This is a genomic window from Nonomuraea muscovyensis (assembly GCF_014207745.1).
In the GTDB taxonomy this organism is placed as follows: domain Bacteria; phylum Actinomycetota; class Actinomycetes; order Streptosporangiales; family Streptosporangiaceae; genus Nonomuraea; species Nonomuraea muscovyensis.
This window is the reverse complement of the sequence record NZ_JACHJB010000002.1, coordinates 1,141,203-1,163,761: the sequence shown is the minus strand read 5'-3', so window position 1 is coordinate 1,163,761 and position 22,559 is coordinate 1,141,203. Positions and strand designations below refer to the sequence as shown.

General features: G+C 70.7%; 24 protein-coding genes. 14 read left to right on the top strand and 10 right to left on the bottom strand.

The genetic code is table 11. The features are described 5' to 3' along the window. The first annotated feature begins 80 nt into the window (after window positions 1–80). Together FHU36_RS22065 and FHU36_RS22060 are read left to right on the top strand one after the other, a co-directional pair. Window positions 81–1,001 (top strand): alpha/beta fold hydrolase, encoded by a 921-nt coding sequence (locus tag FHU36_RS22065; protein ID WP_185085815.1) that lies wholly within the window; start codon window positions 81–83, stop codon window positions 999–1,001. A 9-nt stretch (window positions 1,002–1,010) separates the two neighbouring features. Then, on the top strand, window positions 1,011–1,637 hold the full coding sequence (locus FHU36_RS22060) for a TetR/AcrR family transcriptional regulator (protein ID WP_185085814.1): 627 nt from the start codon (window positions 1,011–1,013) through the stop codon (window positions 1,635–1,637). A 51-nt stretch (window positions 1,638–1,688) separates the two neighbouring features. Here FHU36_RS22060 and FHU36_RS22055 read toward each other — a convergent pair whose 3' ends face one another. Further along, the gene (locus FHU36_RS22055) at window positions 1,689–2,459 is read right to left on the bottom strand and encodes a TetR/AcrR family transcriptional regulator (protein ID WP_185085813.1); all 771 of its coding nucleotides are present in this window, start codon (window positions 2,457–2,459) and stop codon (window positions 1,689–1,691) included. Between the two features lie 85 nt (window positions 2,460–2,544). Here FHU36_RS22055 and FHU36_RS22050 point away from each other — a divergent pair, with 85 nt between their 5' ends. The 6 genes from FHU36_RS22050 to FHU36_RS22025 all read left to right on the top strand — a co-directional run bounded on the left by FHU36_RS22050 (window position 2,545) and on the right by FHU36_RS22025 (window position 8,196). After that, window positions 2,545–3,489 (top strand): ATP-binding cassette domain-containing protein, encoded by a 945-nt coding sequence (locus tag FHU36_RS22050; RefSeq protein WP_185085812.1) that lies wholly within the window; start codon window positions 2,545–2,547, stop codon window positions 3,487–3,489. Further along, window positions 3,486–4,307 carry an ABC transporter permease gene (locus FHU36_RS22045; protein WP_185085811.1) on the top strand — a complete coding sequence of 274 codons (822 nt, stop codon included), beginning with the start codon at window positions 3,486–3,488 and terminating at the stop codon, window positions 4,305–4,307. Before FHU36_RS22050 ends, FHU36_RS22045 begins: the two co-directional genes overlap by 4 nt. Continuing rightward, complete coding sequence (locus FHU36_RS45790) at window positions 4,304–4,579, top strand: DUF1707 SHOCT-like domain-containing protein (RefSeq protein WP_312891734.1); 276 nt, start codon at window positions 4,304–4,306, stop codon at window positions 4,577–4,579. The genes FHU36_RS22045 and FHU36_RS45790 overlap by 4 nt, the downstream gene beginning before the upstream one ends. 248 nt (window positions 4,580–4,827) lie before the next feature. Continuing rightward, window positions 4,828–5,631, top strand: a complete 804-nt coding sequence (locus tag FHU36_RS22035) for an AraC family transcriptional regulator (protein ID WP_312891733.1) — start codon at window positions 4,828–4,830, stop codon at window positions 5,629–5,631. Between the two features lie 90 nt (window positions 5,632–5,721). Next, on the top strand, window positions 5,722–6,627 hold the full coding sequence (locus FHU36_RS22030; protein WP_185085809.1) for a sterol desaturase family protein: 906 nt from the start codon (window positions 5,722–5,724) through the stop codon (window positions 6,625–6,627). Window positions 6,628–6,822: 195 nt separating this feature from the next. Further along, entirely contained in the window at window positions 6,823–8,196 is a 1,374-nt protein-coding gene (locus tag FHU36_RS22025; RefSeq protein ID WP_185085808.1) for a S1 family peptidase, read from the top strand. Between the two features lie 159 nt (window positions 8,197–8,355). Here FHU36_RS22025 and FHU36_RS22020 read toward each other — a convergent pair whose 3' ends face one another. From FHU36_RS22020 to trpB, 3 genes are read right to left on the bottom strand one after another with little or no spacing between them, the layout of a single operon-like run. Further along, window positions 8,356–9,111, bottom strand: coding sequence for a GntR family transcriptional regulator (locus tag FHU36_RS22020; RefSeq protein ID WP_185085807.1), 756 nt, complete (start codon window positions 9,109–9,111; stop codon window positions 8,356–8,358). Between the two features lie 9 nt (window positions 9,112–9,120). Then, window positions 9,121–9,924 carry a tryptophan synthase subunit alpha gene (gene trpA / locus FHU36_RS22015; RefSeq protein ID WP_312891732.1) on the bottom strand — a complete coding sequence of 268 codons (804 nt, stop codon included), beginning with the start codon at window positions 9,922–9,924 and terminating at the stop codon, window positions 9,121–9,123. Beyond that, a complete protein-coding gene (gene trpB, locus FHU36_RS22010; RefSeq protein ID WP_185085806.1) occupies window positions 9,921–11,126 on the bottom strand; it encodes a tryptophan synthase subunit beta in 1,206 nt (401 codons plus the stop codon). Before trpB ends, trpA begins: the two co-directional genes overlap by 4 nt. A 966-nt stretch (window positions 11,127–12,092) precedes the next feature. Here trpB and FHU36_RS22005 point away from each other — a divergent pair. After that, window positions 12,093–12,644, top strand: coding sequence for a DUF1062 domain-containing protein (locus FHU36_RS22005; RefSeq protein WP_312891731.1), 552 nt, complete (start codon window positions 12,093–12,095; stop codon window positions 12,642–12,644). Between the two features lie 18 nt (window positions 12,645–12,662). On the opposite strand, the gene FHU36_RS22000 is transcribed toward FHU36_RS22005, so the two are convergent. Both FHU36_RS22000 and pdxR read right to left on the bottom strand, forming a co-directional pair. Next, window positions 12,663–12,851 carry a DUF4158 domain-containing protein gene (locus FHU36_RS22000; protein WP_185085804.1) on the bottom strand — a complete coding sequence of 63 codons (189 nt, stop codon included), beginning with the start codon at window positions 12,849–12,851 and terminating at the stop codon, window positions 12,663–12,665. Window positions 12,852–12,897: 46 nt separating this feature from the next. Next, window positions 12,898–14,349 (bottom strand): MocR-like pyridoxine biosynthesis transcription factor PdxR, encoded by a 1,452-nt coding sequence (pdxR, locus tag FHU36_RS21995; protein ID WP_185085803.1) that lies wholly within the window; start codon window positions 14,347–14,349, stop codon window positions 12,898–12,900. Window positions 14,350–14,424: 75 nt separating this feature from the next. On the opposite strand from pdxR, the gene FHU36_RS21990 reads away from it, so the two are divergent. Then, a complete protein-coding gene (locus FHU36_RS21990; RefSeq protein ID WP_185085802.1) occupies window positions 14,425–15,369 on the top strand; it encodes an MFS transporter in 945 nt (314 codons plus the stop codon). Further along, complete coding sequence (locus FHU36_RS21985) at window positions 15,366–16,022, top strand: HAD family hydrolase (RefSeq protein ID WP_185085801.1); 657 nt, start codon at window positions 15,366–15,368, stop codon at window positions 16,020–16,022. The genes FHU36_RS21990 and FHU36_RS21985 overlap by 4 nt, the downstream gene beginning before the upstream one ends. 55 nt (window positions 16,023–16,077) lie before the next feature. On the opposite strand, the gene FHU36_RS21980 is transcribed toward FHU36_RS21985, so the two are convergent. The 4 genes from FHU36_RS21980 to FHU36_RS21965 form a co-directional block, all read right to left on the bottom strand. Further along, window positions 16,078–16,452, bottom strand: coding sequence for a VOC family protein (locus FHU36_RS21980; RefSeq protein ID WP_185085800.1), 375 nt, complete (start codon window positions 16,450–16,452; stop codon window positions 16,078–16,080). Between the two features lie 105 nt (window positions 16,453–16,557). Then, on the bottom strand, window positions 16,558–17,586 hold the full coding sequence (locus FHU36_RS21975) for an alpha/beta fold hydrolase (RefSeq protein WP_185085799.1): 1,029 nt from the start codon (window positions 17,584–17,586) through the stop codon (window positions 16,558–16,560). A 29-nt stretch (window positions 17,587–17,615) separates the two neighbouring features. Next, on the bottom strand, window positions 17,616–18,110 hold the full coding sequence (locus FHU36_RS21970; RefSeq protein WP_185085798.1) for a DinB family protein: 495 nt from the start codon (window positions 18,108–18,110) through the stop codon (window positions 17,616–17,618). Continuing rightward, window positions 18,103–18,729 carry a class I SAM-dependent methyltransferase gene (locus tag FHU36_RS21965; protein WP_185085797.1) on the bottom strand — a complete coding sequence of 209 codons (627 nt, stop codon included), beginning with the start codon at window positions 18,727–18,729 and terminating at the stop codon, window positions 18,103–18,105. The genes FHU36_RS21970 and FHU36_RS21965 overlap by 8 nt, the downstream gene beginning before the upstream one ends. Window positions 18,730–18,828: 99 nt before the next feature. Here FHU36_RS21965 and FHU36_RS21960 point away from each other — a divergent pair, with 99 nt between their 5' ends. The 3 genes from FHU36_RS21960 to FHU36_RS21945 all read left to right on the top strand — a co-directional run bounded on the left by FHU36_RS21960 (window position 18,829) and on the right by FHU36_RS21945 (window position 22,435). Then, a complete protein-coding gene (locus tag FHU36_RS21960; RefSeq protein ID WP_221496747.1) occupies window positions 18,829–19,422 on the top strand; it encodes a helix-turn-helix domain-containing protein in 594 nt (197 codons plus the stop codon). A gap of 136 nt (window positions 19,423–19,558) precedes the next feature. Next, a complete protein-coding gene (locus FHU36_RS21950) occupies window positions 19,559–20,464 on the top strand; it encodes a phosphotriesterase family protein (protein WP_185085795.1) in 906 nt (301 codons plus the stop codon). A gap of 924 nt (window positions 20,465–21,388) precedes the next feature. Then, a complete protein-coding gene (locus tag FHU36_RS21945) occupies window positions 21,389–22,435 on the top strand; it encodes a serine hydrolase domain-containing protein (RefSeq protein ID WP_246502533.1) in 1,047 nt (348 codons plus the stop codon). The last annotated feature ends 124 nt before the right edge of the window (window positions 22,436–22,559 follow it).

Below are 22,559 nucleotides of genomic sequence, written 5' to 3'. Positions count from 1 at the left end.
TGAAGGCCGGGCAAGATCCGCAGGATGGGCAGTCAGCTGTTAGGATACAACTGTATCCTTTCGGAGGAGATGAGGTCGCCATGCGCGCACCCGACCGGCCGTCGACCTTCACCAGCGATTCTGCCCGTGACAAGTACTTCGCCGTCTATGGCCGAGCGGTCGACGAGCTATGGCGCGTGCCGGTGGGGGCCATCGACGTCGAGACCCGCGCCGGCAGTGTGCGGATCCTCCGGGCCGGGCCCGCCGAAGGGGATCCGGTGATCCTCCTGGCCGGTGCCGGTGGGAACGCGTTGGCCTGGTACCGCTACATCGAGCCGCTGGCACGCATGCGTCCGGTCTTTGCCGTCGACCCGCTCGGCGAGCCCGGTCGCTCGGTTCAGACGCAGCCGCTTACCACCGGTGCCGAGGTCGGCGGCTGGCTCACCGACGTCCTGGCCGCGGTCAGCGCCGAGCGCGCGCACGTGGTGGGTTCCTCTTACGGCGGCTGGACGGCGGTGGAACAGCAGCTTGGCGGGGGCGGCCGGGTCGCGGCGCTGACGCTGGTGGATCCGGCCGGCTTCGCGCCGTTGACCGGCCGGTTCTACCGGTGGCTCATCGTCGGCGGTACGGCCGCCCTGCTCCCGCGGGCGCTGCGGCGCCGCGTCGCCGGCGCCGTCGGCAACGGCACGCTGCGCGAGGACGCGCTGATGAAGCTGATGGCGGCCGGCCGGTCCTTTCGCCGGCGGCTGCCCATCCCGCCCGCCTACACCGACGAGCAGGTGCGTGAGCTGTCCGTACCCGTGCAGGTGCTGCTCGGCGCCCGCAGCGCGCTGCACGACGCGCAGGCGGTGGCCGCGCGGCTGGCCGAGATCGCCCCGTCGTGGCGGGTGGAGATCGTGCCCGATACCGGACATGCGCTGCCCGTCGAGGCTCCAGACCTGGTCATCGAGCGGATCCTCGCCTTCCCCGGCCGAGCCCGGGCTGAGATCGCGACGCCGGAGCACAGCACGGACCGCAGCTAGGCAACCGCCATGCCCAAACAGGTGAACCATGATGAGCGCAGACGCCAGTTGACCGAGGCGCTGCTGCGCATCGCCGGCACCCGCGGCTTGCAGGCGGTGTCGATGCGTGAGATCGCCGCCGAGGCCGGAGTCTCGCTGCGCGTCGTCCAGTACTACTTCACCGACAAGCAGGCCCTGCTCGACTCCGGCCTCGCCGAGCTGACCGCCCGTCTGGACCGCCGAGTCCGGCAGCGGGCCGCCGCCGCCACGGGCGGGCTGTCCACGCGGAGCGTCTTCGAAGCCGTCCTCGGCGCGATCCTGCCCTCCGACGAGCAGAGCCGGCTGGACTCGCTGGCCTGGACCGCCTACTACACCGCCGCCCTCACCGACCCGGCGCTCGCCGCGGCCGCGCTCACCCGACCCGACGCGCTGGAAGAGTTCCTCACCACCCGGCTCACCACCGCGCAGCAGGCCGGGGCCCTCGCCTCCGATCGCGACCCGCGCACCGAGGTCGCCACACTTCTGGCTCTCGCCAACGGCCTGACCGCCAGCGTCCTGGGCCGGCAGCGCAGCCACGAGGCCGCCACCGCGATCATCGGCTACCACCTCGACCGCCTCTTCGGACCGACGGCCACACTCCGGCCGCCCCCTGACTGAGCCGTACTCGGACCGCAGCACGCGCTGCCGCCGGCCATCGCCCGGCCGGTGCTAATCGTCGCGGTCTTCCTGCCCCTTTCGGGGCGCCGCCGCCGGAGGCTCGACCGTTGACGGGAGGGCCGCGGCGATGCAGTCGAGGACGCGCTCCAGCCCGTACCGGAACTGGTCGTCGCGGCTCAGGTGCGGCTGGCGCGCCTCTGTCACGATCTTGGTGAAGATCGGGTACTCGCGGCTCTCCAGCAGCTGGTTGACGCGCGGGGAGCTTCGCGCCATCCACTCCGACTCGCTGAGCCCGCTGCGCCGGACTTCCTCGGCCACGCTGACCTCCTCGCGGACGGCGCCCTCGACGTAGCCGTTCAGCATGGCCATGAGGCCGAGGTTCTCGTCGATGGGGACGTGGGCGTCGAGGACTCCGATCACCCGTTCGATCAAGAGCAGCTGGTTGGGGCCGAAGCTGGGGAGTGACCGGTGCACGGTGGCGATCCACGGGTGCCGCAGCCACATCGCCCGCAGCCCGTCGGCGTAGCGCGTCAGGTCCGCGCGCCAGTCGCCGGAGGGCATGCCCGCGACGTCGATCTCGCCCTGCAGCCGGTCGGCCATGAGCTCGATGAGGTCGTCGCGGCTCGGGACGTACCGGTAGAGGGACATCGCACCCGCGCCGATCTCGGCGGCGATCCGCCGCATGGTGGCGGCCTCCAGCCCTTCGGCGTCGGCGATCCGGACGGCCGCCTCGGTGATCTGCGCGCGGCTGTAGGTCGGCTTCGGCCCGCGGGCCGGGCGCTCGGGCCGCATCCAGATGTTCACGTACTCGGCGTCGGTCACCGTTCCACCTCCTTGTTGCGTACATGGTACCCAGTGACCTAGTCTGGCCGCTGTAACCGCGTACAACGTACCCAGTGGAGGGGTAATGACGGATCCGATCGTGGTCGCCGAGGGGCTGCACAAGTCCTTCGGCGACAACCATGCGCTGCGGGGGCTGGACCTGAGCGTCCCCGCGGGAACGGTCTGCGGCGTGCTGGGACCGAACGGCGCGGGGAAGACGACCGCGGTGCGCATCCTGGCGACCCTGTCCGACCCCGACGCCGGGCACGCCCGCATCGCCGGACACGACGTCGTCCGCGAGGCCCACAAGGTGCGGGCCAGGATCGGGCTCGCCGGCCAGTACGCCGCCGTGGACGACAAGCTCACCGGCCGTGGCAACCTGCGCATGTTCGGGCGCCTGTCCCACCTGCCCCGGCGCGAGGCGCACCGGCGGGCCGACGAGCTGCTCGAACGCTTCGGCCTGATGGACGCCGCCGACCGTCAGGTCACCGGCTACTCCGGCGGCATGCGGCGCCGCCTGGACCTGATCACCAGCCTCATCCTGCGCCCCGAGGTGCTCTTCCTGGACGAGCCGACCACCGGCCTGGACCCACGCAGCCGCGGAGAGATCTGGGACAGCGTTCGCGAGCTGGTGGCGGAGGGCACCACGGTGCTGCTCACCACGCAGTATCTGGACGAGGCCGACCACCTGGCCGACGACATCGCCGTCATCGACCACGGGCAGCTGATCGCCACGGGTACTCCCGACGAGCTGAAGGCCACGATCGGGGACCGCCTCGACGTCGTCGTCGAAGACCCCGCCGCGCTGCGTCCGGCGGCGACCGTGCTGAACGCCCTGACCAGAACCGATCCCACGATGACGGGCGCCGACCAGCTCAGCGTGGCCCTGCCCGGCGGCGGTTTCCGGCTGGCGGACATCGTGCGCGAGCTCGACCGCGCCGGGGTCGCCGCGGCCGACGTGAGGTTGCGCCGCCCCACCCTCGACGAGGTGTTCCTGCGCCTCACCGACCGCAAGGAGACCGTCTCATGACCGACCTCGCCCCGCCGCTCGGCCACCGCCTGCGCTGGACGTTCATCGACGGGCTGACCCTGGTCGGCCGCGAGCTGGGACGGCTGCGGCAGGATCCCGGAGAACTCGTCGCCGCGCTGGTCTTCCCGGCCGTCATGGTGGTGCTGTTCGGGTACGTCTTCGGCAGCGCGATCCAGGTGCCGGACGGCGGCGACTACCGCGAGTACCTCATGCCCGGCCTGTTCGCGATGGTGACCTTCTCCGCGGTGATGGGGGTCATGACGCGGATGGCCGCCGACGCCTCCCGCGGTGTGATGGACCGGTTCCGCTCCATGCCGATGGCGCGCTTGGCGGTGCCGTTCGGGCAGACCGGCGCCGACCTGCTGACCGGCCTGCTGATGCTGGCCATCATGGTGAGCGCGGGCCTGCTGGTGGGCTGGCAGCCGCACCGCGGCCTGATCCCCACGGTCCAGGCGTTCCTGCTGATGATCGTGCTGCGGTACGCGCTGGGCTGGGTGGGCGTCTATGTGGGCCTGGCGGTGAAGAACGACCAGGTCGCCGATGCGATGGTGCCGCTGTTCCTGCCGTTCACGATGCTGTCGAACGCGTTCGTCCCGACCGGCGGCATGCCGGGATGGCTGCGGTTCCTGGCCGACTGGAACCCGGTGAGCGCGCTGACGGCCGCCTCACGGGAGCTGTTCGGCAACCCGGGCGCCCCGTCCGGGGACGTGGCCTGGCCGCTCGCACATCCGGTGGCCGCCGTCCTGCTCTGGTCGGCCGCGCTGCTGGTGGTGTTCGTCCCGCTGTCGCTGCGTGCCTACACGCGCAGGGGACGGTGAAGGGCCGGGCCGGCGGGTCGGACCACCGGCCGCCCCTGATCAGCGAAGACGACCGCGACATGGCCGTGCGGCGCGTGCAGGAGGCGTACACCGAAGGGCGCATCTCGCACGAGGAGATGGACGAACGCCTCCACCAGGTGCTCACTGCCAGGACACACAGCGAGCTCGTGTCGGCTGGGACGGTTGAAGATCCGCCACGCGCGGCGTTGAGGCCCCATCCGGCACCAGGACCACCTGTCCGGCACTTCTTCGTCCCCGCTCGACGCCGATGAGCCGGGGTGGTCAGCATCGCGTCGAGGTCGTACGGGGCCCGCGGTCGTAGGGCAGCTTGGCCGGCGCCATGCCGGGGGCGCAGGTGCCCGACAGGGCGGCGAAGGTCCGGCGCCGAAGCTGGCGTGGGCAGTGCAGGTCAACGACCAGGTGATGGGGGTCGGCGGGCTGGTCGTGCCCGGCACGGTGCGCCGCGTGAAACCACTCGGGTCTGTGCCACGATTCGTGATGGTTTTGCATGGGAGGCAACGTGAGCGTCACGACCACTCCTGCCGGCCTGGCGGCCCCGGCAGGAGTGCCGCGTAAGCAGCAGGCTCAGGGAGGGCACTGGGCGGGGACGGCCACGGCCGCCCCGGGCCTGCTCGCCTTCACCGGTGCGATCGGGTCGGCCGAGCCGCATGCGCACGCCGCGGTGCAGGTCCTGCTGGTGCTCGACGGCGAGGTGATCCTGACCGACCGGCACGGCCACCAGCGCCGCGCGGTGGCCGCGATCATTCCGGCCGGTGTCCGGCACGAGCTTCACGCCGTCCCTGGCGCTCATGGTCTGCTGGCCTACCTTGATCCGGCCGGTCCGGCCGGGCGCGCGGCCGGCGCCCGCGTCGCCACGAGCGGTGCCCTGGACGTCGTCGGCACCTGGCTGGCCGCCGCATTCACCGACCCGGTCACCGGCGCGGCGGCTCTGCCCGGAGTGCTCTGCGCGACCGGGTCGGCTGCCGGCAGCAAGGGATTTCCCCCTGCCTTGTCCCGCGCGCTGGAGGCGATCCCGCAGCTCATCGAGGGGCCGCTGCTGCTGGGCGAGCTCGCTGCCCGGGCCGGGGTGTCGGCCAGCCGGCTGGGGCATCTGTTCGCCGAGCACCTGAGGTTGCCGTATCCGGCTTGGCGGCGCTGGGCCCGCCTGCTGCACGCCATCGAGACGGTACGCGGCGGCGCCACGCTCACCGAGGCCGCGCACGCGGCCGGCTTCGCCGACAGCTCCCACCTGACCCGCGTCTGCCACCAGATGTTCGGCCTGGCCCCCTCCCACCTGGTCCACCTCGTACGCCCCACCGCCTGACAGCTGCGCCTGACACCTACGCCTGACGCGCCTGCGGCTCAGCGGATTCGTCCAAGCCTGGGATGGCCGGCGGCCACGATGCTGATGCGCATGTTGAAATCCGTTGTCCGCTACGGCTACGTGCCGTTCATGCTGCTCGGCGTCAACGGCGCCGCCATGGCCCTGGCGGCCTCCGGCGCCTCCAAGCTTTTGCTGATCGGGCTGCTGCTGGCGGCGATCGGCTGCTCGTTCGCCGCCGAACGCGTCCTGCCGTACGAGGCGGAGTGGAACAGCCCGGCCGGTGATGGCGGCCGTGATGTCGCTCATGCCGGCGTCAACGAGCTGCTGCTGCTCATCAGCGTGGGCATCATCCCGGTGCTGGCCGCCGCTGTCACCGTCGCCGACGTGTGGCCGCATGCGTGGCCGTTCGTGCTGCAGGTGCTGGTCGCCATCTTGATCGCCGACCTCGGCATCACGCTGACCCACTACGCCAGCCACAAGATCGGTCTGCTGTGGCGCTTCCACGCCGTCCACCACAGCGTCAAGCGCTTCTACGGCTTCAACGGCCTGATGAAACACCCCCTGCACCAAACCCTGGAGATGAGCGCCGGTGTCGCCCCGCTCGTTCTCATCGGCCTGCCCGTCGATGTCGCCTCGGCCCTGGCCGTCACCGTCGCCGTGCAACTGCTGCTGCAGCACTCCAACGCCGACTACCGCATCGGCGCCCTGAAGTCCGTGCTCGCCCTCAACGAGGGCCACCGCTTCCACCACCTCAAATGGGCCGGCGTCGGCGACGTCAACTTCGGCCTGTTCACCCTGGCCTGGGACCATCTGCTCGGCACCTTCTCCTACGACCCGATGCGCCGCTTCACCTCCGACCAACTCGGCATGGCCGCCAAACCCGACTACCCCACCGCCTACCTGGCCCAGCTCGCCGAACCCTTCCGCGCCTCCGGCGCCTGCCATGCCGACCCCACCGGCCATGAGCCCGCCGTCCAGGAGCAGGCGGTGACGTGATCCGGCACCGCCTTCCCGCGCTCGCGCAGGCTGCGCGGGGGCCGTCAGGGTCGAGGGTGATGGTCTCGCCCTTGGCGTTGTCCCTCTCGGTCGGTTGCTCCCGGGCATCGCGTGCACCTACGACTTCGCCGGGATCAAGTGGATCTTTCCCATTATGATCATCTCGCTTCGTCAACCCCGCTGAAAGGTGAGCCCGTGAAGAAGTCCGCCTCCGTTGCGGTACTCGCGTTACTCGGCGTCCCCCTGCTGACCGTCCCGGCGTCCGCCACGCCGGGTGCCGAGATCCGGGTACTGGCCGCCAGCACCCAGCCGAAGATCGACAGGCCCCAGCTCGACAAGATCAAGGCCGACGCCGCTGCCGGGGGCGTCCCGCTGGCGCAGGCGCTGACCGACTACTTCGCGCAGGCCAGGACGTCCCTGACCGTGGCCGACGAGCCGGATGGGCCTGTCGCCGTACCTGAGCTGAACGTGGACGACCTGACTGCCGCCGAGCTCACCGATCTCACGCAATACGCCAAGGATCAAGGGCTCGACCTCGCACAGACGATCGACCGGCGCGGCTGGCAGACCAAGTTCTCCGACGTCGCCGAGAAGCTGGAGGCGGACTTCGGGGCCGAGTTCTCCGGCGCCGCCATGGCCGAGGACGGCTCGTCGGCCTGGTTCGCTTTCAAGGGCGAGACGCCGGAGGCAGCGCTGGCCCTGGCCAGGACGCTGCCCGTGGAGGTGCACCTGCAGAGCAACCGCGGCTACTCCGAGGCCGAGCTCGCGGCGGCAAGCGAGAGCGTGAACGCGCAGCTCAGCGCCGATCCCCAGATCGCGAGCACGTCAACGGCCTACAACATCCGGTCCGGCACGATCGAGGTCGAAGCGATACCGACCCCGGCCGCCCAGCAGACGCTGAAGAGCGTTCTCGCTCCCTCTTCCGGGATCGAGGGCGTCGGCGTCAACGTGACGATCATCGACAAGCCGAACGAGCCCTACGACAAGTACGTTCGCGGCGGCGGCTATCTCACCGATGCCGGCAACTGCACCGCTGGATTCAACTTGAAGTACGCCACGTCGGACACCAAGCGGCTGGCCACGGCAGGGCACTGCGACCCGGCGACCTGGGTCTACCGCAACCACCCCGGACAGGGCGGCACCCGTACCGTCAAGAAGGTGTGGACGCACATCGGCAAATATGGCGACATCGGCTACTACACCCACGGCGGAGGGACGCCGACGCGCACGTTCTACTACGCGAAGAACCTGGCGCGCTACGCCACCTCCGCGGCGATGAGCCGACCGGCCGTCGGCACCATGATCTGCAAGTACGGCTGGAACACCGGGGCCAACTGCGCAACAGTGAAGTACCGGAACGTCACAGGCGGAACCTGGTCCGATGGCAAGGCCCGCAAAGGCCTCGTGCAGATGAACACGGGCATCGCCAAGGGAGGCGACAGCGGCGGCCCGTTCTACTATGGGGGCAAGGCCTATGGGCTCACCACCGGCGGCAGCCCCGCGCGGACCTTCTGGACTCCGACGTTCATGTTCAACGACGCCAGAAACTACAAGGTCTGGACGAAGTAGGCACCCTCAGCCGGGGCGGGCCTGCATGGGCGCCGCCCGCCCCTGGCGCTGCGGTCGCTTTCCCCAAACCCTTCGTGCCGCGCTCCGCCCGCGAACGCGACGGGCAAGGTCCGCGAGAACCTGCTCGTCGTCACGGTGGGACATACCGCGCACAGGTTCTCAGCTGGTGGCGCCCCAGGTGAGAGACAGGCCGGTGGCGGCGCGTTCGGTGCGGATCTCCATCATGCTGCCGAGGATGGTGGCGTGGTCGGACACCACGGGCGTGGCGTCGAGCGTGTAGGTGATCCGGGTGCTGACGAGCACCGGGCTGCCCTGCGGCTCGTGGAGGTGGCGGGCGGCGGCGGGGTCGAGCAAACCGGGCCGGACCACCTCGGACGCCCGGGCGACCGCCACTCCCGCGTCAGCGAGGGCCGTGTAGAGGGAGACGGCGGTGAAGTCGCGGTCGCGGATCTGGTCGGCCACCGGCCGGCGGACCCAGGACACCTGGTGTACGGCGGGACGTCCCGCGAACTCGCGGACCCGCTCCAGTCGCAGGGCGGTGTCGCCGGGACGCAGCCGCAACTCCACGGCGATCTGGGCGGGGGCCCGGCGCACCGCCCGCCCGGCCACCGCGGTGCGCACGTCGTGGCCCTGTTTACGCAGGTCGTCGACCAGACTGCGGAGCGAGTCGAGCTGGTAGGCCAGGTGGGGCGGGGCGACGAACGTGCCCCTGCCGGGCTGCTGCACGATCAGCCTCTCGTCGCTGAGCTCCCGCAACGCCTGGCGCAGCGTCATGAGGGTCACCCCGTAGGAGGCGCTCAGCTCCCGTTGTGGAGGCAGGGCCTCACCGGGGGCGTAGTGTCCCGACCGGATCTTCGCGGCGAGGTCGGCGGCGATGGCGCGGTATCTCGCCTCGTGCCCGGCGTCGGGGGTCATCGTGGTCGGTCACACCTCCTGGTCGAGGGCCCGCCGCAGGGTCGCGACGAAGGCCCGCAGGTCGTCCGGCCCCGCCCCGTCGAGCACCCGGCGCACGACCGCGGCGCCGACCACCACGCCATCGGCGTGCCGGCCGGCCTCCCGCGCCTGGTCGGGCGTGGAAATGCCAAATCCTAGCAAGACCGGCCGGTCGGTGCCCCGTCTGATCCGCGCGGTGAGCTCCGCCGCCGAGGCGGCGAGGGCGGCCCGCTCGCCGGTGGTGCCCATCAGCGACACCGCGTAGACGAATCCGCGGCTGCGGCTCGAGATCTCTGCCAGCCGCGGCTCCGGCGTCGCCGGCGACGCCAGCAGGGCCAGCTCGATCCCGGCGGCGGCGGCCACCTCCGTCAGCTCGTCCGCCTCGTGCACCGGCAGGTCGGGAACGATCAAGCCGTCGACGCCGGCCCGGCGCAGCGCGGCGCAGAACGCCTCGGGGCCGTCGTGCAGCACCAGGTTGTAGTAGGTGCTGGCGACCAGAGGCACGTCCAGGTCCGGCATGCCGGACAGGTCGGCGAGGATCCGGCGGGTGCTCGCCCCCCGGGCCAGTGCCGTGTGGCCGGCCTGCTGGATGGTGACGCCGTCCAGCGTGGGGTCGGAGAAGGGCAGGCCGACCTCGATCGCGTCCGCGCCGGCGGCGGCGAACGCCCGCAGGTAGTCCGTCCAGCCGGGCGTGATCCCCCCGGTGACGTACGGCATGAGCAGGCCGCGGCCGGTGTCCCGGCGGGCTCGCAGGTGGCGTTCGACCGCGCCCGCGGCCAGGGTGGGGTTCGTCACAGCAGCTCCTTCAGGGTTGAGACGTCCTTGTCACCCCGGCCGGACAACGTCATCAGCACCGTCGATCCTGCGGGCAGGTCTCCGCCGCCCGCCTCGCGGATCACCCAGGCGAGGGCGTGCGCCGATTCGAGCGCCGGGACGATGCCTTCGGTACGCGCCAGCCGTACCGCCGCGCCGACCGCCTCGTCGTCGGTCACCGTGACGTAGCGGGCCCGGCCCAGGTCGCGCAGGTGGGCGTGCTCCGGGCCCACTCCCGGGTAGTCGAGCCCTGCGGCGATGGAGTGCGCCTGGGTGATCTGCCCGTCGTCGTCCTGCAGGAACAGCGAGCGGCAGCCGTGCAGGACGCCGAGCCGGCCGCGGGCCGCGCCGGCGCCGCCCTCCGCCTCGACACCGACCAGGCGCGCCGGGGTGTCGGCGAATCCGGCGAACGTGCCGGCCGCGTTGGAGCCGCCGCCGACGCATGCGACCACGTAGTCCGGGACGCCGGTCCGCAGCTCGGCGGCGCACTGCCCGCGGGCCTCGTCGCCGATGATCCGCTGGAACTCCCTGACCATCCATGGGTACGGATCCGGCCCGACGACCGAGCCGATGCAGTAGTGGGAGTCGCCGGTCGCGCCCACCCAGTGCCGCATGGCCTCGCTGGTCGCGTCCTTGAGGGTACGGCTGCCCGTGGTCACCGGGACCACCTCGGCGCCCAGCATGCGCATCCGGAAGACGTTCAGCGCCTGCCGCTCGATGTCGCGCTCGCCCATGAACACCGTGGCCTCCAGCCCGAGCAGCGCGGCGGCGGTCGCGGTGGCCACCCCGTGCTGGCCCGCTCCCGTCTCGGCGATCAGCCTGCGCCGTCCCATCCGGGTGGCCAGCAGGGCCTGGCCCAGCACGTTGTTGATCTTGTGCGATCCGGTGTGGGTGAGATCCTCGCGCTTGAGGTACAGCTGCACGCCCAGGGCCTCCGACAGCCGGCGGGCCGGTGTGAGCGGGGTCGGCCGCCCGACGTGCTCGGCGAGCAGCCGCGCCAGGGCGCCGCGGAACCCCGGATCCGCCCAGGCCTCCCGGAACGCCCCGTCCACCTCGCGGCACGCCTCCACCAGGGACTCCGGCGCGTACCGGCCGCCGTACTCGCCGAATCGGCCCCGCGCTCGGGGCTCGCCCATCGTCCCGTCCAGCGGGACTGGCTCACGCCAAGGCAACACGTCTTGCATGCCATGCTCCATCGTTCTATAACTCTGCAATGAGTTCTATAACAGTGAGTGTGGCATGTGCGGCGTGGAAGCGCCACCACCGGTGCTCGGCACGGCAGACAGGAGGGCCTTCGGCCGCGAATCGCAGCACAGCTCGGGCGCGCCACCGGCGCGGTCACACACATGATCGACCGCCTGGAGAAGGGGGCACCGTGGACTCCCGGAGGGCGTGACATGAAGCGGTTGGCGAGCAACGCGACCTGTGGAAACGTCCCCCCGCCGACGGCATCGCGACGGCGAGCCCGACACCTTCCCGCCGGCGGCAACCGACTGCCTTCACGCTTCGGCGAACCTAGATCAATTACCGGGCGTCGGAGCTCAGGGGCCGTTCACCGGTGCGAGCCGGTGGCGGGTTCAGGCGATCAGCATGCGAAGGCCAAGCTCTGCCGCGTCGAGGTCGACGAGGTCTCGGTTGCGTTCGGCCCACCGACCGGATGCGAGGTCATCCCGGAGGCTGTCTTTCCGGCTGTCACCCATCGTCCCCGCACAGTGCCTGTGCCTGGCCAGCGTGTCACTACGCGGGATGTCGCTTGATCGCTATTTCACCATATTGATCGGCAGGTGAGGAGCCGTCGTCTGCGTCTCCTGTGGTGCGTTACCGCCATCCACGCTCCGATGCGGGAGGCGGATGGCGGACTTGCTGGGTGAACGCGAGCGACAGGGGACCACCGCCGCCGGAAAACCGTTTGAGCCTTCCTTTCGTGTTCCCGTACGTTGTCTGCGGCCCGTCGCAGTGAGGACAGAGGACAAAACCGCGTGACCCCGCCTGCTCTTTAGACCTGACACCTTCTTCCGCTCACCTTCAAGCCGACCCTCCCGTCGGCTCTGCCGGGCTGCCCGTGTGCGCCCGGTCATACAGCGTTTGAGGCCGCGCGCAATCGGCCTCGTGTCAGGTCTAGAGAGATCATGTCTTCACAACCTCATACTGTGCTGCCCTGGGTCGTCCGTCGGACCAGGCTGCCCCTGCTGTCGTTGCGGTGCGTGGACTGCCGGTCGGAGTCGGCCACCACCGGCGAGGGCAGGTTCCGCGTCAACGCCAACGGCAAACTGCTGGACGTGTGGCTGCTGGTCCACTGCGTGTCCTGCGATCGGACGAGCAAGCTCACCGTGCACGAGCGAGCGCCTGTCAGATCCTTCGATCCGACCGAGCTCGACGGCTACCACGCCAACGATCCGAAGCTGGTGGCGTCCAGGCTGCTGGATCCGCTGCTCGCCCGGCGCAACCGCTTCATCCTGGACTGGAAGGATGCCTGGCGGCTGGACACCCCGTCGGCCTGGCTCGACGAGGCGTGGCCGGTCCAGGTGGAGGTCGTCTTCGAGGATCCGGTGCCGCTGCGCCCGGATCGGCTCATCGCGCAGGGACTCGGCCTCAGCAGGAACGAGGTGCTGCGCCGGATCAAGTGCGACATTCCGCTGCGCCGTCCGACAAGTGCCGGGTTCACCTTTACCGTGATGGCCGGGGGATCAGCGGGGACGTAGCCGCGGCGCGTGATCCCCTCAAGCATCGGCGGTGACGGGCTGGAGGCTGAAGCCGAGCTTCATGTGCGCGCCGCGGCGGCGCTCGATCAGCCTCCGGTCCTCGTCATCGAGGAAGAACACCCGTTCCAGGTCTGCCTGCGACGGCACCTCCGCGTACTCGCCGTACGCGGATCCTTCGTCATGGGTCAGGACTCCACCACCGGGCAAAGGTCCAGGACCCCTACGGCTACGGCCAGGGGGCCGGCCTCGGACGCTACGTCCGCCGTGGCGAGGAGACCTCCGCGCGCCTGACCGCCGATCGCAGGAATCCCGGCGAGACCCCCTGTAGCTGGGAGTTCGGCCCTGGCTGGGCGAAGCAGGCGGCGAAGGTCGCGGTCAGAGCGTCCAAGGCCGAGGTGTAGGCGTGGTCGGGGGGACGGCCGTAGCCGATGATGACACCCTGGCGGGTGGAAGGCAGTTCGCTGCGCTCCGACAGGTAGCCGAGGGCGAGTCCGTGGGCCCGCGCGGCGGTTCGGATGTCGGTCTCGGTGGGGCCGTCCGGGGGGAGGAGGGCCAGGGCGTGCAGGCCGGCGGCGATGCCGGTCAGCGCAATCGGAAAGCCTGCGAGATGGTGTCGGAGTTGGTCCCGGCGGCGGAGGTACCGCTGGCGGGACGTGCGGATGTGGCGGTCGTAGCCGTGGCGGGTGATCAGGTCGGTCAGGGTCAGTTGACCGAGGTGCTCGGTGTGGTGGTCGGTGTGCAGTCTGGCGTCGGCGACCGGGGCGACCAGGCGGGGCGGCAGGACCATCCAGCCGATCCGCAGCGCCGCACCGAGCGTCTTGGACGTCGTGCCCAAGTAGGCCACGTGGTCGGGGTCGGCGCCTTGCAGCGCGCCCACAGGCTTGCGGTCGTAGCGGAATTCGGCGTCGTAGTCGTTCTCGACGATCAGGCCGCCGGACGAGCGCGCCCAGTCCAGCAGGGCGCGCCGCCGGTCGGGGTGGAGGGTCCGGCCGGTGGGGTACTGGTGGGCCGGGGTGACCTCCACCGCGTCGGCGCCCAGGCCGCCGAGGAGGTCGGTACGGGCGCCGAGATCGTCGACTGGTAGCGGGATCACCCGTGCGCCGGTGCGGCGGACCGCCTCGCGGTGCATCGGGACACCCGGGTCCTCCATCGCGAACGTCCCGCCGATGACCGCGGCGAGCAGCGTCAGTCCCTGTAGGTACCCGTTGGTGACCAGGATCGAGTCCGGGTGGGCCGACACGCCCCGGGCCCGTCCCAGGTATCCGGCCAGCGCGGCCCGCAGCTCCGGGCGGCCCCGCGGATCGCCGTAGCCGAAGGCTCCGGCTGGAGCCGACCCCAGGGCGCGCCGCGACGACTCGAGCCACGCCGCCACCGGGAACGCCGACGCGTCCGCGCTCCCCGGACGCAGATCGTGCCGCGGCTGCTCCACCGCCGCCGGCGCGGCTGAGGGCGCCGACGCGACCTGCGGCGGTAGCGCCACCACGGTGCCCGAACCCTGCCGCGCGGCCAGGTACCCCTCGGCGATCAGCTGGTCGTAGGCCGCTCGCACCGTGCCCCGCGCCAGCCCCAGATCCTCCGCGAGCCTGCGGGTCGCCGGCAGCCGCGTCCCGGTCGCCAGGCGCCCCGACCGCACCGCCTCCCGCAGCGCCCGCTCCAGCCCCGTCCGCAGCCCCTCGGCGGCGTCCAGTTCCAGATGCAGATCCATCCCAGGATTGGGCCACTCATCCACCATGGAATTGGATCTTACCGGCGGCCCAATCGTGTCCTTAGGGTCGTCCGGGTGACCACGGTTCGACCTTCGCGGGCCGTCTCCCGCAAGACCATCCGGCTGCTCGCGGCGGCGTATGGGCTGACGATCGCGAACCTCTACCATTGCCAGCCCCTCCTGACGGAGACATCCCGATCCCTCGGCCCGCACGCCGCCGCCCGCACCGCCGGCCTCCTCCTGGCAGCCGGGGCACTCATCGGGCTCACCGCCGCCGCCGTCGTCAACACCCTCATTCCCTACGCCGCCGCCCTGGCCGCACCCGATGAACGCGGTCGCGCCATAGGGACGATGCTCACCGGTGGCCTCACCGGCATCCTGCTGTCCCGTACGGTCGCGGGTCTGGTCGCGCAGGTCGCCGGTTGGAGGGCCCTGTTCGCGGCGGCGGCGGTCGTCACCCTGCTCCTGGCCGTCGTCCTCACCCGTGTCATGCCGCCCGCCCCACCCGATCTGGCTCTCCCTTACCGGGCCCAGTTGCGCGCCACCGTCCGACTGGCCGCCACCCACCGCCTGCTGCGACGGCGCTCCTTCATCGGGGCCTGCTCCTTCGCCGCCTTCGGCGTGTTCTGGTCCGCAGTCGCTCTCCGCCTCACCGAGCCGCCCCACGAGTACGGCCCCGCCCAGATCGGATTGCTGGCCCTGGTCGGCGCCGCCGCGTCCTTCGCCGCCGTGTGGGCTGGCGGACACCATGTCGCCTGGCTACTCATCGGGCTCCTGGCCATGGACACCGCCATCAACGCCACCCATCTGCTCAACATGAGCGTCGTCTACGGCATCGACGACGCCCGCGCCCGCCTCGCCTCGGTCTACATGACCGTCTACACCCTCGGCGGCGTCACCGGCGCGGCCGCCGGACCCTCCGCCTACGCGGTCGGCGGCTGGAGCGCGGCCGGCCTCCTCGGCGCCGCATTCCTCGCGACCGCCCTCGTCCTGACGTTCACCCGAACGGAGAACCCATGAAACCCCAGCTGGTCATCTTCGACAACGACGGCGTCCTCGTCGACAGCGAACCCACCGCACACCGCGTGCTGTCCGAATACCTGACGGAACTGGGCTTCCCCTTCACCCTTGAAGAGTCCTACCGGCACTTCCTCGGCAACGCCGCCCGCAACATCCACACGGTCGTCGCCGACCGATACGGCGGCACGCTCCCCGCCGACTTCACCGCACGCTGCCACGAGCGGGTCTTCACCGCCTTCAAGCAGGGACTGGACGCCGTTCAGGGCGCTGACACGGTCCTGACAGAGCTACGGCGCCGTGGCATCCCCTACTGTCTGGCATCCTCCTCCGACCACGCCTGGATCGACCTCACCCTTGACCGGACGGGGCTGCGCCCCCTGCTGCCGCCCGGCGTGGTCTTCAGCGCCCAGGACGTCGGCGGCGTCGGCAAACCCGCCCCCGACCTCTTCCTCCATGCCGCCGCCTCGTTCGGCACCGAGCCGCGCGACTGCCTGGTCGTCGAGGACAGCCCCAACGGCGTGCGCGCCGCGAAAGCCGCTGGCATGCCCGTCGTCGGCTACACAGCTCTCACCCCTGCGAGCAGGCTCATCGGAGCCACATCCTTCATCACCCGCCTGACCGGGATCCTCGACCACCTCGACCACGACCGTTGAAATACCGAACCCTGGCTCCAACCCGCCACGAACGCGATGAGGCCCACCGAGCAGCTCAGCTCAGGCGGGCTCGCAGAAGGCAGAATTCGTTGCCTTCGGGGTCGGCCAGGACGTGCCAGGGCTCCTCACCGCTCTGGCCGATGTCGGCCGGGCGCGCCCCGAGCTTCAGGAGGCGTTCGAGTTCGGCGTCCTGATCGCGGTCGGTGGCGTTGACGTCGAAGTGCAGCCGCAGCCTGCCCGCCTTGGGCTCGGTAGTGGGGCTGAAGACCAGAGTCGGCTGCAAGCCGCCGAATCCTTCCCGTGGTCCGATCTCCACCGCGCCTTCGTCCTCGGTGTCGAGCACGATGAAGCCCAGCACCTCGCACCAGAACGCCGCCAGCCGTTGCGGATCCCGGCAAGGAATTATCAGTTCGGAAATGCGACACGCCATGAGCGGCATCCTATGGGGCGTCAACCGCCAATCCTTGAACGGGCCAGGGCCGCAACACAGTGGGCACCCGGGAGCGGCGGGTGTCAACGCCATCAGCGACCGGACTCATCCGCCGAGGAAACGTAGGAGCTCCGCAGTGACGAACCGAGGGTTCTCCTCGACGAGCCAGTGCCCCGCGTGCGGCACGTCCACGGCGCGCACGATCTTGGTCATGCGCGGGGTCACTGTGGCTCGGATGGCGTCGAGCTGACCCTGGGCGGTCATGAGCAGGGTGGGGACATGTACCGGTGCCGCTGCCGCGGTGTCGCGGACGTCTTTGTCGAGGGCGCGGTAGAGCTCGAAGCCGCCCGACAGGGTTTCTGGCCGGCTGTAGGTCCGCGCGTACTCGTTGATCTCGGTGTCGGTGAACGGGGACCGGTCTGAGGTGCCACCGAACGCCGTCCCGCCGAACGAGACCTGGGGATAGAACAGAGCCAGGTACTCGCGGACGTCGTCGCCCACGACCGCCTCGGGGACCCGTCGTTGGGAGTGGAAGGCGATGTGCCAGCTCAGTGAGCGGTACGTGGCCGCATCGACCGTGGGGCCGGGCAGCGGCAGGTCGAAGTAGCCGAGGCGTGCGGTGTCGTCGGGAAATCGGCTGGCGTACTGGAATGCCACCGCGGCGCCGAAGTCGTGGCCGACGACGGCGGCGTCCCGGACCTTGAGCCGGTCGGCGATCAACGTGTGCACGTACCGCGCCAGGGTGGCCTTGTCGAAGCCGGTCGGTGAGCCGATACTGTCGCCCAGTCCCGGAAGGTCGACAGCGTAGACGGTGTGGTGTTCGGCGAGCGCCGGCATGATCGGCCACCAGCCGTACCAGGTCTGGGGCCAGCCGTGGATCAGTACCACCGGTGTGCCGCTGCCGCCGGTCACGTAGTGCATGCGGACGCCGTCGACATCGGCGAACTCGTGCCGGAAGGTGTTCTCGAACTCCGGGTCGTCCTGGGTGGCGACGGCGTATGGGGGAACGTCGCCGGCTTCCGGCGTGGAACAGGCTGCGGTGCCGATCGTGAGCAGGAGAGTGAGCGTGACGGTCGCCAGCGTGCGCGCGGATCGGAGGAACCGGCGCGACAACGGCCGGATTGCAGTGATCATGTGTTCCTGTCCTGGAGAAACTGGTGAGGTCAGCGTCCGGTCGTGCCGTCGATCAGTTCGCGGAGGAGGTCGGCGTGGCCGGCGTGGCGGCCGGTCTCCTCGATCATGTGGGTGAGTGCCCAGCGGATGCTGGGAGCGGGGCGGTCCGGCCGCGGCCGGGGGACCGGTGCGCCGGGGTCGGTGCACGTGTCGAGAACGTCGTTCGCGCGCTCGACCGTCTCCCGGTAGCGGGCGACGACGTAGGCCACGCTGTGCGCCGGTGCGGCCTGGAACGTCGCCTGCCAGTCGGTGACGTCGTCTCCGAGGAACGTTGCGCGTTCGACGAAAGTCAGGTGATTGAGCAGGCCGAGCAGGTTCGTGCCCGATGGCACTGCGGCTGTCCGGACCTGAGGTTCGGGGGCACCGTCGACCTTCGCGGCGATCGAGACCCGGAGGTGGTCGAGGAATCCGCACAGGACCTCGGCCTCGCTGCTCCCGGTCCGGGGCGGCGGAGTGTCGCGGCGGCGGCGCACGGTGTCAGGCACCGCGGCGGATGAGCAGCACGTGGTCGGTGACCTCGGCGGTGCGCCCGCCCGGCCCGGTCGCGATCCTGCGGGGTGCGTCGGCCCGCTCGACCGTCCACGTCGCCGGGTCCAGATCGATGCCCGCGGCGACCTCGTGCGGGGTCGGGTACCGGACGTCGGGATCCTGGTTCCACGACCACGGCGCGGTCGAGCCGTGGTCGACGATCAGCAGCCGCCCATCCGGGCGCAACGCGTGCGCGGCCGAGCGCAGGACGGCGGCTCTGTCCAGGTCGAAGGGGGTGTGCAGATAGTGGGCGCAGATCAGCTCGAACCCGCCCTGCGGGAACGAGTCGCGCAGGTCGTGCCGCACGGCGGTGACGCGACCGCCCAAGCCGTGTGCGCGGGCGAGTGCCGCGAGCCGCTCGACCGCCACGGCCGAGATGTCGGCGGCGGTGACGTGCCACCCCTGGCGGGCGAGCCACAGCGCGTCGCCGCCGGCGCCGCAGCCGAGGTCCAACGCGTCACCGGGCGGCAGGCTCGCGACCACTTCGGTGAGGCGGGCGTTCGGCCGCGGATCGGTGGCCGCCGGTCGTGCCGCGTACACGTCGTCCCAGAACATGACGGCATCGGTGGTATTCATCAAGACTCCTTCCGTCGGTGTCCGCTCAGTCTCGCCAGGCGCGCACCGATCTGGCACGAAATCTTGCGGTTCTGGCAAGATGGCCTCGTGGACCATGAAATGGACGAGGTGCTCGGCGCGGTGGGGCCGCGGCTTCGTGCGCTGCGTCGTCACCGGGGCATCACCCTCGCCGACCTCGCGACGACAACCGGCGTGTCGGAGAGCACCCTGTCCCGGCTGGAGAGCGGGCAGCGCCGGGCGACCCTGGAGTTGCTGTTGCCGCTGGCCCGTACGTACAACGTTCCGCTGGACGACCTTGTAGGCGCCCCGCGCACCGGCGACCCCCGGATCCACCTCACGCCGATCCGGAGGTTCGGGATGACCTTCGTGCCGCTGTCCCGGCGGCCGGGCGGGGTGCAAGCGTTCAAAATGATCATCCCCGCGCAGCCGGAACCGCTCGTACCGACCCCGCAGACCCATGACGGCTTCGAATGGTTGTACGTGCTCAACGGACGCCTGCGGCTCATCCTCGGTGAGCGCGACCTGACGTTGCCGTCCGGCGAGGCAGCCGAGTTCGACACGTCCTTGCCGCACTGGCTGGGCAGCGCCGACGGCGGCGTGGTCGAGCTTCTCATCCTGTTCGACCCGCAAGGGATGCGTACGCACATACACGCCGACCCGCATCGGCCGTCACACGGCGGGAGGCAGCTGTGAGCTCGGCGAGAAATTTCAGTATTCGCGTGCGGCAGGTCTTCGTGCACCCGACGCCCTACATCGGCGTGCCCCAAGCGCTGGCCGGGCTGCGCGTCGCCTCGGCCGCGCTAGCCGACGCGGAGCAGGAGGCCGGACGATGAGCGCGACGATCCGGACCGTGCTCGGGGACATCCCGCCCGAGGAGTTCGGTACCTGCGACGCCCACGACCATCTGTTCATCAGCTCGCCGACACTGCCGGGCCAGGAACTGGACGACGCCCAGGCCGCGCTCGCCGAACTCGACATCTTCGCCGCCCTCGGCGGTCGCGCCGTGGTGCAATGGACGCCGTGGGGAATGGGACCACGAACGGAAGAACTACCCGGTCTGTCCCGGCAGTCCGGCGTCCACATCATCTCCGCCACCGGAATGCACCAGGCCAAGCACTATGACCCAGGTGAGCTGGAACGCCTCCACGGAGGGCTGGCCGACCTGTTCATCCGCGAACTGACCAACGCTCCCGTGAAGGCGGGAATGATCAAAGTCGCCGGCGCCTATCACCGCCTCGACGACCACACCCGTCACGTCATGGCGGCCGCCGCTGAGGCGCACCACGCCACCGACGCGCCCATCGGCGTCCACCTGGAGGCCGGAACCGCCGCCTTGGACGTGCTCGACCTGCTGTGCGGGACCCACGGGGTCGCTCCGCACCGCGTGGTCCTCGGGCACCTGCACCGATTCCCGGACACCAGAATCCACCGGCAGGCCGCCGAAGCCGGCGCGTTTCTCGCATTCGACGGCCCCTCCCGTGTGCACCACGGCACCGACTGGCGCATGCTGGACAGCCTCGCGGTCCTCGCCGAGGCCGGCCACGCCCACCAGATCCTGCTCGGAGCCGACACGGTCACCCCGACCGCCCGGTCCAGCGCCGACGGACCGGGAATGCCGTTCCTGCTCAGCGGCCTGCGCCCGCGGATCGAGCGGGAACTCGGCCCCGAACTCGCGTCCGCGATCTTCACCGAGAATCCCGCCCGCGCGTTCGCGGTGCGATGGCGGCAGCCATGACCTGACGCCTTCCGAGGGGCTGGCTGCTTCGCCGGACTGATCGCTGGTCGAGCTCCAAGAGCTTCTGGATGAATGGCTGATTGCGAAGTGGCAGAACCGGCCGCACGACGGGCTGCGTCGCCCGCTGACGCCGGGACAGCCGGCGACGCCCAACGAGGAGTACGCCGCGCTGGTCGAGACCGCAGGATGCGTTCCGGCGTAGCCGCACCGGTCATGGATCTGCGTGCATGCCTTCAGCAGGGCGGAGCCGACGCCGTGGCGGCGGGCTGTCTCGGTGACGGCGATCGCCTTGATCTTGGTGAGGTCCGTCGCTCCGGACAGCAGGAGCATGTGGCGGAAGCCGTCACCGCCGCCGCGTAGCCCGGCCTGCAGGGCCGCGCCGCTGAGGCCGGACCACACCGCGGTGGCCACCACCTCATCCAGCCTGACGCCGGCCATCGGCGCCAGAGCCGCGACGCTGTCCAGGTCGGCGCCCGTGGCCTGACGCAGGCGAACACCGGCGCCGCCACCGGGTGGCAGCACCGGCGGCGGCAGTCAGCGGAGCCGTATCCGGACCGGGGGACCAGGACCAGGGTCCTGGTCGCGGGCCGGGGGAAGGATCCAGGGCCCCGGTCCGGATCATCCGCTGCCAGGAGGTTTGCCGCCTCTCGGGGTGATGGTCTGGATATCGGGAGGGAGCCCCCGGCGGGCGTTCGTCTTCAAGTCCGACCGCCGGAGGACAGCGTGATCCGCCCTGACCGGACACTCCACCGGACACCCATGGTGGGCAGCATCGAATCTGCCGGGAGGCAAGGAATGATTATGAAGAGTGTGGGCTGGCGTCGTTTCCATGCGGTCGTGGCGTCAGCGGCCGTGGCCGCGTCCGTCGGCGCGCTGGCGGTGGGTCCGGCTCACGCATCGTCGTCCGGATACGATCGGGCGGCCTTGCAGGCGGATCTGGATGCGATCCGCGACGCCGGCACGCTGGGAGTGCAGGCGCGGGTGGTCTCACCCGGCGGTGACCTGGCCGCGGCGAGCGGTACGGCGGTGCGGGGCCGCAGCGTGCCGATCCCGCTCGACGGGCACTTCCGGATGGGCAGCAACACCAAGACCTTCGTCGCTGCTGTGATGTTGCAGTTGGAGGCGGAGGGCCGCCTGTCCCTTGACGACAGCGTCGAACGGTGGCTTCCCGGGCTGGTGCGCGGCAACGGCAACAATGGGCGCGCGATCACCATCAGACACCTGCTCCAGCACACCAGCGGCCTGTATGACTCCGTGGGCGACATCGAGAAGAAGATGCGCACCGAGCGGGGTTACCGCACCTACCGGTTCCTGCGCATGAACCCGCGGCGACTGGTGGCTCTCAGCGTCGCCCACCGCCCGCTCTTCGCCCCCGGCTCCCGCTGGAGCTACTCGAACATCAACTACCTCTTGGCCGGACTGGTCATCGAGCGGGCCACTGGGAACTCCTGGCGCAAGGAGGTGAAGCGCCGGATCATCACGCCGCTGCGGCTGCGGAACACGACGTTGCCCGGCGACTCCCCGCTCCTGCCCACGCCGCACGTGCAGAGCTACACCCAGGACGCCGAGACCTCCAGGCCGTTTCGCGTCACCCTGCTCAGTCTCGGCTGGGCCGGTGCGGCGGGCGAGGCCGTCACCACCACCGGCGACCTGAGCAGGTTCTGGCGTGCGCTGCTGGGCGGGAAGCTGCTGGCGCCGCAACAGTTGAAGAAGATGACGACCACGGTTCCCATCGGCGCGCCCGGCAGGGAGTTCGGCCTGGGCCTGGCCAAGCAGCAACTGAGCTGCGGGGTCACGGCCTGGTCGCACCCCGGCGGCACACCCGGGTTCATCACCGACAACGCCGTCACCCAGGACGGCCGCACCAGCGTGATCGTCTCACGCACCACCTACCCTGGCACGCGAGAGCAGGGCCAAGCCACTGCCCGCCTGATCGACAACGCGCTCTGCGGCACCTCACCGACCGATTGATCATCCCGTGCGGCAGGACCGGTGGTCCGCATGGTGCTTTGCTCGCTGCCCGACGTCGGGGTGGCGCTGGCCGAGGCCCGGTGGGTGCTGAAAGCCGACGGGCAGATCCGGTCCCTGGAGCACG